The organism is Candidatus Macondimonas diazotrophica, from assembly GCF_004684205.1.
In the GTDB taxonomy this organism is placed as follows: Bacteria; Pseudomonadota; Gammaproteobacteria; order UBA5335; family UBA5335; genus Macondimonas; species Macondimonas diazotrophica.
Window position 1 is genome coordinate 70,839 of record NZ_SRIO01000005.1, and the last position, 12,853, is coordinate 83,691.

The 12,853-nt window shown below is 62.0% G+C and carries 9 protein-coding genes; all 9 read left to right on the forward strand.

The genetic code is table 11. From position 1 onward, the window contains the following. The first annotated feature begins 241 nt into the window (after nt 1–241). The 9 genes from E4680_RS05195 to gltB all read left to right on the forward strand — a co-directional run bounded on the left by E4680_RS05195 (nt 242) and on the right by gltB (nt 12,841). Nucleotides 242–1,303 (forward strand): pilus assembly protein PilM, encoded by a 1,062-nt coding sequence (locus E4680_RS05195; RefSeq protein WP_135281334.1) that lies wholly within the window; start codon nt 242–244, stop codon nt 1,301–1,303. Then, nucleotides 1,303–1,872 (forward strand): PilN domain-containing protein, encoded by a 570-nt coding sequence (locus tag E4680_RS05200; RefSeq protein WP_135281335.1) that lies wholly within the window; start codon nt 1,303–1,305, stop codon nt 1,870–1,872. Before E4680_RS05195 ends, E4680_RS05200 begins: the two co-directional genes overlap by 1 nt. Further along, entirely contained in the window at nt 1,869–2,516 is a 648-nt protein-coding gene (locus E4680_RS05205) for a type IV pilus inner membrane component PilO (RefSeq protein ID WP_135281336.1), read from the forward strand. The genes E4680_RS05200 and E4680_RS05205 overlap by 4 nt, the downstream gene beginning before the upstream one ends. Next, the gene (locus E4680_RS05210; RefSeq protein WP_135281337.1) at nt 2,513–3,076 is read left to right on the forward strand and encodes a pilus assembly protein PilP; all 564 of its coding nucleotides are present in this window, start codon (nt 2,513–2,515) and stop codon (nt 3,074–3,076) included. The genes E4680_RS05205 and E4680_RS05210 overlap by 4 nt, the downstream gene beginning before the upstream one ends. A gap of 63 nt (nt 3,077–3,139) precedes the next feature. Beyond that, nucleotides 3,140–5,293 (forward strand): type IV pilus secretin PilQ, encoded by a 2,154-nt coding sequence (locus E4680_RS05215; protein WP_135281338.1) that lies wholly within the window; start codon nt 3,140–3,142, stop codon nt 5,291–5,293. A gap of 25 nt (nt 5,294–5,318) precedes the next feature. Next, nucleotides 5,319–5,909: a shikimate kinase AroK gene (gene aroK, locus E4680_RS05220; RefSeq protein ID WP_240696129.1), complete on the forward strand. Its 591-nt coding sequence runs from the start codon at nt 5,319–5,321 to the stop codon at nt 5,907–5,909. Nucleotides 5,910–5,928: 19 nt separating this feature from the next. Next, complete coding sequence (aroB, locus tag E4680_RS05225) at nt 5,929–7,014, forward strand: 3-dehydroquinate synthase (protein WP_135281339.1); 1,086 nt, start codon at nt 5,929–5,931, stop codon at nt 7,012–7,014. Next, nucleotides 7,004–8,221: a deoxyguanosinetriphosphate triphosphohydrolase gene (locus tag E4680_RS05230; protein ID WP_205688759.1), complete on the forward strand. Its 1,218-nt coding sequence runs from the start codon at nt 7,004–7,006 to the stop codon at nt 8,219–8,221. Before aroB ends, E4680_RS05230 begins: the two co-directional genes overlap by 11 nt. A 159-nt stretch (nt 8,222–8,380) precedes the next feature. Further along, nucleotides 8,381–12,841, forward strand: coding sequence for a glutamate synthase large subunit (gene gltB, locus E4680_RS05235; RefSeq protein WP_135281341.1), 4,461 nt, complete (start codon nt 8,381–8,383; stop codon nt 12,839–12,841). Nucleotides 12,842–12,853 lie beyond the last annotated feature (12 nt).

The window sequence follows — 12,853 nt, forward strand, 5'->3', positions numbered from 1 at the left end:
CAGCCGAAAAGCCTGATCCGTAAAGGCATGATTCACACAGCCGATAAAACCAGCGGGCAGGTCGCCGACGTGCATTATACGCGGCCCCCCGCTGAATCTGACAAGCCGAATCGGATCAAGTTGACAGATCAGCGGCCGATTTGAATCACCGACATCGAGATGCTCGGGGGATAACTTTTTCGCCAGCGAGAAAGCACGCACCCCGCGCACCGATCGCCGCCAGGGCCGGGGAATACACAACGTGTTGTTCAAGCATCGCATCAAACCTCTGCTGGGCGTGGACATCAGCTCCACCGCCGTCAAGCTGCTCGAGTTGGGCGGAAGTCGCCAGCAACCGCAGGTCGTGAGCTATGCGGCGGTCGGCCTTCCACCCGATTCGGTCATCGATAAGCAAGTCACTGACCCCGAAGCCGTGGGACAAGCCATTCGCAAAGCGGTGAAACAGTCGGGCACGCGAACGCGGGAGGCGGTCGTCGCCGTCGGCGGCGCTACGGTCATCTCGAAAGTCATCACCATGCCGGCGGACCTTTCCGAGCATGACCTGGAACAGCAGATCCGCTTGGAAGCCGATCAATACGTCCCCTATCCGCTCGAAGAAGTCGGCCTCGACTTTGAAGTGCTCGGCGCGTCGACCGAGGAAGATCATGCCGTCGATGTATTGCTGGCAGCCTGCCGCAACGACATTATCGACAGCCGGGTGGCGGCCCTTCATCTCAGCGGCCTGATTTGCAAGGTCGTCGACATCGAATCGAACGCACTTGAAAACGCCTGTCTGCTGATTGCCGAACAGATGCAACTCCAGAATCCCGACCAGGGGGTGGCCGTCATCGATATTGGCGCCACGACGACCACGCTCAACATCATGCACGGCGGCAGCATCATCTACAGCCGGGATCAGGCGTTTGGGGGCAAGCTGCTGACTGAAGAGATCATGGCGCACTACGGCCTCTCCTACGAAGAAGCCGGAAAAGCCAAGCGTCGCGGCGGACTGCCGGAAACCTACGGCGAAGAAGTCCTCAAGCCATTCATGCAGGATGTGAGCAATCAGATCGACCGTGCCTTGCAGTTCTTTTTTTCCTCCAACAACCGCATCGACAAGATTGGCCAGATCGTTCTGGCCGGAGGATGTGCCAGCATCCCGGGACTCGATCAAACCGTCGAAGAGCAAATGGAGGTGGCCACCCGCATCGCCAACCCCTTTGCCAACATGAAGATATTGCCGCGCGCGCGCCCCAAGCAGCTCAAACTGGATGCGCCCGCCTTAATGACGGCATGCGGACTGGCCATGCGGAGTTTTGACTGATGGCTCACCACATCAACCTTCTCCCTTGGCGGGAACAACGACGTAAAGACCAGCAGCGCCAATTTCTGATCAGTGCCGTTGGCGCAGTCATCGTGGCGTTCGGCGGCATATTCCTCGCCAATTCCTACATCCAGACCCATATTGATCGACAGAACGCACGGAATAGCCGCATTGAGCAGGAAAACAAGATGCTCGATGCCCAGATCGTGGAAATCCGGGACCTACAAAGGTTGCGGCAGAACCTGATCGATCGGATGCGCGTCATCGAACAGCTGCAGGATCAACGCACTATCAGCGTTCATCTGTTTGACGAACTCATCAATACGCTGCCTGACGGTGTCACGCTCGTGGCCATGCGCCAGGAGGGCGAGCAGATCCTGCTTGATGGGCAGGCCCAGTCCAACGCCCGCGTTTCCAGCTACATGAAAAATCTCGATGGCTCGAGCTGGTTTCACGCGCCACAGCTGGTCGTGATCGAAACCAAGGAAGGCAAAAACGGCCGATTTGCTCAGTTTTCGCTGCGGGCCCAGCTCACCCGCCCGGGCGCCGAACCGGAGGGCCAACCATGAAACTCGACTTTTCCGATTTGCTCGCCGATCTGCGCGGGGTCGACGCCAACAATCCCGGAAGCTGGCCGGCATCAGTCCGCAATCTGGCACTTGTCGTCATCATGGTGCTTCTCGGGGGGCTGGGCTACTGGTTCCAGATCCAACCTCAAATTTCTGCACTCCGCGCGGCCCAGAATCGTGAGCCGGAGCTACGCCAGATCTTCGAGACCAAGCAACGCCAAGTCGCCAATCTCGATGCATACCAAGCCCAACTGCGTGAGATCCAAGAACGCTTCGCCGTGATGCTGCGGCAACTACCGAGCCAAACAGAGATGGCCAACCTTCTTCAGGACATCTCGCAAACCCGGGTCAGCACTGGTCTCGAAGAGCAGGTGTTCAAACCCGAAGCCGAACGCTCGAAGGAATTCTATGCCGAGGCGCCCATTCGCATCCGGCTCACCGGGACCTACCACCAGATGGGGGAATTCGCCAGTGGGCTCGCGGCGCTCCCGCGGATCGTCACGCTGAGCAACATCAGCCTGAGCGGCACCAAAGCGGGCGCTGGTGAACTGGTCATGGACGCAGTGGCCATGACCTATCGCTACCTGGAAGAGCCGATCGCCGTCGGCACGGCCACCAGCGCCAAACCGGGAGCCAAGCCATGAAGCACCCCGTTCATCGGATCCCGCTTGAGCGCGCTAACCGGCGCCACAATCAGCGCCGCGGCTGGCTTGGTTGCGCCCTCCTGATCGTGATGATCGCGGGATGCAGCGCAGACAACTCGGACCTGGACAGCTACTTTGCCGAAGTCAAAGCCCGCAGATCGACCGACATCGACCTGATCCCGCAGATGCGTCCCTACGAGCGATTCAGCTATTTCGCTGCCGCGCGCCGCAGCCCCTTCGACAACCCCGAGACCGAGCTCGCCCGCCGACCCGCCGGCAACGGACTGGCACCCGACCTGAAGCGTACCCGCCAACCACTCGAGGAATTCCCGCTGGACGCGTTACGGATGCTGGGCCTGCTTGGATACGGCGAGAAACGCTGGGCTCTCGTGCGCACCGCAGATGGCGTCATTCATCGAGTCTCGGTCGGCCACTATCTGGGCCGCAACAGCGGCCGGGTGATTGCGATCTCGGAGCGGGAGATTCGGCTGAAGGAAATCGTTCCGGACGGCATGGGCGGATGGATGCCCCGCGATGCAGTCATTGCCCTGAGCGAGTAAGGATCGAGTTCTGCCTGAGGGCAGTCAACAGGCCCGCCATCAAGGGCCGTGGAGAACAAGACGATGCATGTCCATAAACCATCATTCCGCTGGCAAAGCCTGCTCTCATTCGGGTTTCTGTGGGCTTTCCTGGTGGCTGCCGCCCATGCCGAGCTGGCGTTGGAACGCGTCGAGACCAGTCGCCGCGGAGCGACTCAGCTCGACATCAGCTTGATTCTCTCCGGACCCGCCCCGGAACCCCGTGTTTTCACGACCCGGATGCCGAGCCGCATTGCGCTGGATCTCCCCCAGGTCACCAATCGCGCGCGCCAACGCAGCTTTCCGGTCGGCATCGGCCTGACCCAGGCGGTCCAGGTGGCTGAGGCTCGCGGCCGAACCCGGGTGGTGATCGAACTCACCGAACTTCCCCAGTACCAGACCCGGATCGACGGCAACCGCATCATCGTGACCCTGGACAACCAGCGGGTCCCGCCGCCTATGCCCACCCCGGCATATACCCGGCAATCCGAAGCCCGCATGCCGTCGGTGCGATCCGATGGCATCAAGAGCCTGGATTTTCGTCGCGGCGAGCAGGGTGAGGGAGAGATCGTGATCACGCTGCCCGATCCCAAGGTCACCATGGACATGACCCAGCGTGGCGAAGACACCTTGGTCACCCTCAACAAAGCCGTGCTTCCCGAGATGCTCCGTCAGCGGCTGGATGTACGGGATTTTGCAACCCCGGTTTACAGCATCGAGGCACGCCAGAACGGCCCGGATGCCGTGCTCACCATTCGCGCTGCACCCAATGCGGAAGCCATGGCCTACCAGACCGACGGCACCCTCACCATCGCCTTCCGCACACCGGCCCGTCGCGAAGAGCCGGGCAGCGCAATCGGCCGCTTCGGCGGCGGCGCGCCGGTCAGCCTCAATTTCCAGAACGTCGAAACCCGCACCCTGCTCCAAATCCTGGCCGACGTTTCGGGGCGCAATATTGTGCTTTCCGACAGCATCAGCGGGACCATGGCACTGCGGCTGCAGAACGTGCCCTGGGATCAGGCTCTGGAGATCATCATGCAGAGCCGCGGCCTCGCCCTGCGCGAGGTCGGCGACACACTGATGATTGCACCGTCCACGGAGATTGCCGCCTTCCGCGACCAGCAGCGCAAGGCCGAACAAGCCGCGCCGATGCGTTCGGAGTTCATCCAGGTCAACTACGCCAAGGCCAAGGATCTGGCCGCGTTGCTCAAGAGCGAGGGACGCAACCTGCTCTCGGCTCAGGGACAGGTGTCGGTCGATGAACGCACGAACACGCTCCTGGTAATGGATACGGCCAATCGGCTGGGTGAAATCCGAGATCTGGTGACCAAGCTGGACATCCCGGTCACCCAGGTGCTGATTGAGGCTCGCATCGTGGTTGCCAGCGACGACTTCAGCCGTGATCTCGGCGCCCGTTTCGGTTTCACCGGCATCGATTCGTTCGAAAAGCAGCGCGGATTGAACGTCCTCAGCGGCACGCTCGCCGGCACTGACACCAGCGTTGCCGGATCCCTCGACAGCCGAATCGACAACGGAACGGTCTTTCCGACCGAGATACCCACCGGAGAGGGCGGGTTTCCACAACGGCTCAACATCAACTTGCCCGCCACGCCGGCAGGGGGCACGCCAGCGTCCATCGCTCTGGCCATCCTCGGTCAGGATTTCCTGGTCGACCTGGAGCTTTCAGCGCTGCAGGCCGAGGGCAAGGGCGAGATCCTGTCCAATCCACGTGTGCTGACGGCCAACCAAAAAACGGCCTCCATCCGCCAAGGTGTCGAGATCCCTTATCAACAATCCGCCGGCGGCTCTTCGGGAGGTACCTCCATCGCGTTCAAGGAAGCGGTGCTGTCCCTGGAAGTCACTCCACAGATCACGCCAGACAATCGGGTCATCATGGATTTGAAGGTGACGCGGGACAACGTGGGGCAGTTGGTCCCGACCGGAACGGGTGGCTTTGTCCCCAGCATCGACAAGCGCGAACTCAATACCCAGGTGCTAGTCAGCAATGGCGAAACCATCGTGCTCGGCGGCGTCTACGAGCAGGAAACCAACGATACCGTCAACAAGGTGCCGTTGCTGGGCGACATTCCGCTGCTCGGCGCGCTGTTCCGCCAGACGAGCAAGGCCAATACCAAGCGCGAGCTGCTCATCTTCATCACGCCCAAGATCGTGCAGGAAGGCTTGGCCATGGCGCCCTGACCCCACCGGTCTCGCAGACGGGCCGATGCTGCGCCCGTCTCTCCCCGGTATACTGGCCCGCATGGACAATTTGCCTGAGCGCATCTTTATCATCGGGCCCATGGGAGCGGGCAAGACCACCGTGGGCCAGCGCCTGGCAAACTTGTTGAGCTACCGTTTCATCGATGCCGATCATGAAATCGAAACCCGCACCGGTGTCGATATCCCCTATATCTTCGAACGCGAAGGCGAGGTGGGCTTCCGGCGTCGGGAAGCGGCCATCATCGCGGAACTCTCCCAGGCACATCACATCGTGCTGGCCACGGGCGGAGGCGCCATATTGAACAAGGACACTCGCCAAGCACTCCAGGCGCGCGGCTTGGTCATCTACCTCGCGGCGTCAGTGCCCGAGCAGCTGCATCGCACGCGTCACAGCACCCATCGTCCTTTGCTGAGAACACCCGACCGGCAAGCGCGCCTGGAAGCGTTGCTGGCGACGCGCGAACCGCTGTATCGGGAAATCGCCGATTGGGTGATAGACACCGATGGGGAACAGCCGCGTCATGTGGCGAGGCGCTTGGCCGAGCGACTTCAGCCGCAGAACGTCACACGCACCCCGCCCCACGCATCCTCTTGAAACGAAGCATCCGACCGCCATGAAAACCGTCACTGTCGATCTCGGCGCACGCAGCTACCCCATCCACATCGGTTCAGGATTGCTTGGTGCATCGGTTCTGTACGACCCCTGCCTCGGCTCCGGCCAGGTGATGATCGTCACCAATACCGTACTCGCCCAGCACCACCTACCCGTGCTGCAGGGCGCACTGGCCAGCCGCAGCCCCCAAACGCTGATCCTGCCTGATGGAGAAGCCACCAAGACACTCGCCACCACCGAACGGATTTGGGACGCTCTGCTCGCGGCCCGCTTCGGTCGGGACGCGACCCTCATTGCGCTGGGCGGTGGTGTGATCGGCGATCTCACCGGTTTTGCAGCCGCCTGCTATCAGCGGGGCATCGATTTCATCCAAATCCCGACCACCCTGCTGGCTCAGGTGGACTCGTCCGTGGGCGGCAAGACCGGCGTCAACCATGCACGTGGTAAGAACATGATTGGCGCCTTCCACCAGCCGCGCTGCGTCATCGCCGACCTGGACACCCTGCATACGCTGCCGGATCGGGAGCTGCGCGCGGGTATCGCGGAAGTGATCAAGTACGGCCTCATTGCCGACGCGGCATTCTTCGATTGGCTGGAGGAGCATCTCGACGCACTGCTCGATCGGGATGCGGACACATTGACCCACGCCATCGCTGTCTCCTGCCGGACCAAGGCCGCCATCGTCGAGGCTGACGAGCGTGAAGGGGGCGTGCGCGCCCTGCTGAACCTGGGCCACACCTTCGGCCATGCCATCGAAACCGGCGTGGGCTATGGCGCCTGGCTGCACGGTGAGGCGGTGGCGGCCGGCATGGTCATGGCGGCCGAGCTCTCGGCCCGACTGGGACAATTGCCTGCCGCCGCCGTCGAACGCACCCGCAGCCTGATCCAGCGCGCGGGTCTGCCGGTCCATGCGCCGTCCAGCCTGGACGCCGATCAGTTTCTTGCGCTGATGGCCGTGGACAAGAAGGTTCAGGCGGGTCGCCTGCGTCTCGTGCTGTTGCGCGCGATCGGGCAGGCCGAGCTGCGTGGCGACACCGACCCGGGCGCGCTGCGCGCGCTCTTGGAACACTTTCCACGTGGCCCCTGAATCGTTTCCGTTCGACCCTGAAGCCGCCTTGGCGCGCTATGCATCACGCAGTCGCGACAGCCGTGGACGCCTCCATGGAGAACCCCCGCCGGCCTATCGCACCGAATTTCAGCGCGATCGCGACCGAATCGTCCATTGTGGTGCATTCCGGCGACTGGAATACAAGACGCAGGTCTTCGTCAACCACGTTGGCGACATGTACCGAACCCGGCTGACCCATACCATTGAAGTCGCGCAGATCGCGCGCAGCATCGCCCGCGCGCTGCGTCTGAATGAAGACCTCGCCGAAGCCATCGCATTGGCCCACGATCTCGGCCACACGCCCTTCGGTCACGCCGGCCAGGAAGCCCTCAACGACTGCATGCGCCCTTACGGCGGCTTCGAACACAACCGTCAATCGCTGCGCGTCGTCGACCTGCTGGAAACCCGCTACGCCGACTTCGACGGGCTCAACCTCTGCTTCGAAACGCGCGAAGGGATTCTGAAGCACTGTGCCCGCAAGAACGCTGCCGAACTGGGGGCGGTTGCCGCGCGGTTTCTGCAGGGCGGACAGCCCAGCCTGGAAGCACAGCTCACCAATCTGGCCGATGAGATCGCTTACAACAACCACGATGTGGATGATGGACTGCGATCCGGCCTGATCTGCATTGATCAACTGCGGCAAATCGACCTGTTCGCCGCGCCCTATGAGGCTGTCGCTCGGCGCTATGGCAGCCTGCCACCCCGGCGCCATATTGCGGAAACGGTTCGCCGCATGATCAACAGCGAGGTCAGCGATCTGATCGCCACCAGCGCGGAACGACTCGCGCAGGCCGCTCCCCAGGATCCGGAAGAAGTCCGGATCCAACCGGCTCCGCTGATCGCCTACAGCGAAGCCATGGCAGCCCATCAACGCCAACTCAAGCGCTTCCTTTACCGCGCGCTGTATCGCCATCCCCAGGTTACTGCCATGAATCAGGACGCCGACGCACTGATTCGCGCATTGTTCGATCACTTCATGAGCCACCCGGACGATCTGCCTGCCGATACCGCCCTGAAGGCTCAAAACTTGCTTTCCACCAACGGGACGGCAGGTCAGGCACGGACGGTCGCCGATCATATTGCCGGGATGACCGATCGCTTTGCCCTTGAGCAGGCGCGCCGTTTGGGGCTGGCGGGCGGCTTGAATGCCGCCGCTCCGGCAGAACCGTCATTCCCTGCACATTGAACCGATTGAAAGTTGCGGGATATACTGGCAGGCCGCCCCACGGCCCCCGGCGCATACCCCCTCACGTCCGGGTTCGGACGCCGGGAGGGGAGGCATTCCCGAGTTGACCGCACCTGTCATTGCGAAGCCGATGCTTCGCTTCAGCCAGCAGAGCACGCCATGCACGAGACATACGACGGCCTGTATCGCCCGGAATTTGAAAAAGGAAGCTGCGGCTTCGGCCTGATCGCCCATATGGATGACCAGCCCAGCCATTGGTTGGTGCGCACCGCGATCACCGCTCTGGAACGACTGACTCACCGGGGCGCCGTCGCGGCCGATGGAAAAACCGGGGATGGCTGCGGATTACTGCTCAAGAAGCCGGATGCGTTTCTACGCGCCATTGCGCGCGAATCGGAACTAGTTCTCGCCGACGATTACGCCAGCGGTCTGGTCTTCTTCGCACCGGAATCCGCGCAGCGCGAGCATGCGCGCGGGATCGTGGCTGACGCCCTTGCGAATCAAGGCATCGATCTGGCGGGTTGGCGCCTGGTCCCCACCGACCCATCCGCTTGCGGTGATGAGGCGCTCAAGACTCTGCCGCATATCGAACAGATATTCGTCAACGCGCCGGCCGGCATGGAACGCAGCGAGTTTCAGCGCCGCCTGTTCCTGGCGCGACGGCAAGCCGAAAAGGCCCTGCAGTCCCAGGACGACCATTTCTACATTCCCAGCCTGGCCGTGGATGTCATCGCCTACAAGGGTCTGATCATGCCGGCCAACCTGCCGGTGTTCTTCCGTGACCTGGACGACGAACGCATGGAGTCATCCCTGGCAGTGTTCCATCAGCGTTTCTCCACGAATACCTGGCCGCAATGGCGACTGGCTCAGCCGTTCCGGTATCTCGCCCACAATGGTGAGATCAACACCGTTCAAGGCAACCGCAACTGGGCACTGGCGAGAGCCAAGCTGTTCCGTACGCCGTTGCTGCCGGACATCGAAGCCTTGCAGCCCATCGTCTCGCTAAAGGGGTCAGACTCCGAAAGCCTGGACAACATGCTGGAAATCCTGCTGGCCGGCGGCATGGACCTGTTCCGTGCGATGCGCCTGCTCATCCCACCGGCTTGGCAGAACCTGGACACGCTGGATCCGGATCTGCGGGCATTCTATGAATTCAACTCCATGCACATGGAACCTTGGGATGGGCCGGCCGGCATCGTCTTGACCGACGGCCGCTATGCCGCCTGTGCGCTGGACCGGAATGGTCTGCGTCCGGCACGTTATGTCATCACCCGTGACCGGCACATTACGCTGGCCTCCGAAGTGGGTGTCTACGACTATGCGGCCGAGGACGTCCTCATCAAGGGCCGGCTGAAGCCCGGCCAGATGATCGCCGCCGACACCGCGACCGGACAGATCCTCTACCCCTCCGACATCGACAACATGCTCAAGTCACGCCACCCCTACAAGCAGTGGCTGAAGGAACATGTCCGACATATCGAATCCAAGTTGCACTATCGACGGCTGACCTCTTCACCGATGAACGACGGTGAACTGTCGGTCTTCCAGAAGCTGTTCGGCATGTCTTTCGAGGAACGAGATCAGATCCTGCGGGTACTGGGAGAAGCCGGCCAGGAAGCTGTCGGTTCCATGGGCGACGATACGCCCTTTGCCGTGCTCTCCGGACGCAGCCGCTCGCTCTACGACTACTTCCGCCAGCAGTTTGCCCAGGTGACCAATCCGCCCATCGATCCCTTGCGGGAGCAGGTCGTGATGTCGCTCAAGACCTGTCTCGGCCCCGAGCGCAACGTCTTCGAGGAAACCCCCGACCACGCCCATCGGCTCATGCTCGATTCGCCGGTCCTGACCGAGGGCAAGTACCAGAACCTGCTGGAACCGGAACGCGCCGGCTTTGAGACCGAGCAGCTCGACCTGAACTATCCGATCGAAACACCGCTGCAGGATGCGCTAGACGACCTGTGCAGGCGCGCTGCCGCGGCGGTCGAGTCGGGCAAGGTTTTCCTGGTTCTGGATGACCGGCAGGTCGTGCGCGACCGCTATCCCGTGCATGCCCTGTTGGCAACAGGCGCGGTGCATCATCACCTGACCCGATGCGGCCTGCGCTGTAGCGCGAATCTGATCGTCGCGACCGCGACTGCGCGCGATCCCCACCATTTCGCCGTGCTGCTGGGTTACGGAGCAACCGCAATCTACCCCTATCTGGCCTATGAAGTTCTCCATCAGATGGCACAAAGCGGGGAGATCCCGCCAGCGATCCAGCCCGATCTGGTGCAGAACTATCGCAAAGGGATCAACAAGGGTCTCTACAAGATCATTTCCAAGATGGGGATCTCCACCATCGCCAGTTATCGAGGCGCACAACTCTTCGAGATCGTGGGGCTGCACGACGAGGTAGTCAGCCGCTGCTTCACCGGCACCGTGTCCCGCATCCAGGGAACGCGTTTCGCCCATCTCGAAGCGGCCATCCGGCAACTGGCCTGGCGAGCCTGGAATCCGCGCAAGCTGATGGACCATGGCGGTCTGCTCAAATACGTCCATGGGGGCGAGTATCACGCCTTCAATCCCGATGTGATCCGTGCCCTGCAGCAAGCCGTCAATACGGGCGACTACGCCCAATACAAGGCTTACGCCGCATTGGTCGACGAGCGCCCTACGACCGCCTTGCGTGATCTCCTAGCACCCCGCGAGGATCTCAAACCGATTCAAATCGAACAGGTGGAACCCGTCGACGCCATCCTGCCGCGATTCGATTCCGCAGGCATGTCACTCGGCGCCCTCTCGCCTGAAGCGCACGAAGGACTGGCAATCGCCATGAATCGCCTCGGCGGGCGGTCCAACTCCGGCGAAGGGGGGGAAGATCCCGCGCGATACGGCACCGAAAAGATGTCCAAGATCAAGCAGGTGGCTTCCGGACGCTTCGGCGTGACGCCCCACTACCTGGTCAATGCGGAAGTCTTGCAGATCAAGGTCGCCCAAGGCGCAAAACCCGGAGAGGGCGGGCAACTGCCCGGGGACAAGGTCAACCCGATGATCGCCCGGCTGCGCTATTCCAAGCCGGGCGTGGCGCTGATCTCGCCCCCCCCGCATCATGATATTTACTCGATCGAGGATCTGGCCCAGCTGATTTTCGACCTGAAACAGGTCAATCCGCGTGCCCTTGTCTCGGTCAAACTCGTTGCCGAGCCCGGTGTCGGAACGATTGCCGCCGGTGTCGCCAAAGCCTATGCCGACCTCATCACCATCTCCGGCTACGATGGCGGCACGGGTGCCAGCCCACTGACCTCGGTGAAATACGCCGGGTCGCCATGGGAGCTGGGACTGTCCGAAACTCATCAGACCCTGCGCGCCAACAACCTGCGGGATAAGGTGCGGCTGCAAACCGACGGTGGCCTCAAGACCGGTCTCGACGTCGTCAAGGCGGCGATCCTGGGCGCCGAAAGTTTCGGCTTCGGAACCGCACCCATGGTTGCACTGGGCTGCATCTATCTGCGCGTCTGCCACCTGAACAACTGCGCCACGGGTGTGGCGACCCAGAATAATGTCCTGCGCCACAAGCACTTCCATGGCACGCCGGAAAAAGTGATGAACTTCTTCCGTTTCATTGCGCAGGACACCCGGGAATGGATGGCGCGTCTGGGCGTGAGCTCTCTGACGGAACTGATCGGACGCACTGATCTGTTACAGATTCTGCCGGGCTCGACCGAAGCGACAGCGAGCCTGGATCTGACGCCCTTGTTGTCCGATTTCGGTCTGCGCTCGGACAAACCGCAATACTGCCTGGAACCGCACAATGAGCCCTTCGACAAGGGCGAACTCGCGGAAACCATGGTGGCCGACATGCTGCCGGCCATCGAGGCCGGTGGTGGGGGCGACTTCCACTACCAGACCCGCAACAATCACCGCTCCATCGGTGCCCGAATCTCCGGGGAGATCGCGCGCCGATACGGCAACCCGGGGGTCGAGGATAACCCGATCCGCGTCCATCTGAAGGGCACGGTGGGTCAGAGCTTCGGCGTCTGGAACGCGGGCGGCCTGCATCTGTTCCTGGAAGGCGATGCCAATGACTACGTCGGCAAGGGCATGGCCGGCGGGAAGCTGGTGTTGCGCCCGCCCGCGCAAAGCGCCTACGTCGGCCGTGAGGCAGTGATCATGGGCAATACCTGCCTGTACGGCGCCACGGGCGGCAAGCTGTTTGCGGCTGGCCAGGCCGGTGAGCGATTTGCGGTCCGCAATTCGGGCGCCGTCGCGGTTGTGGAAGGTGTCGGTGACCATGGGTGTGAATACATGACCGGCGGTGTGGTGGCGGTACTGGGGCCGACCGGCATCAACTTCGGTGCCGGCATGACGGGCGGATTCGCCTACGTGCTCGACCTCGAACGTAACTTCGTCGATCGCCACAACCATGAGCTGATCGACATCCACCGCGTCAGTCCTGAACACATGGAAGCCCAGCGCACCTACCTGAAGGACCTCATCCGTGAACATGCCCTGGAAACCGGCAGCCCATGGGCGCAGGAAATCCTGGACAACTTCGCGGACTACGTGGGTCATTTCTGGTTAGTCAAGCCCAAGGCCATGGACCTTGCGGATTTGATCGGTTCGTTGCGCACGGCCGCCTGACCTCATCCCTAT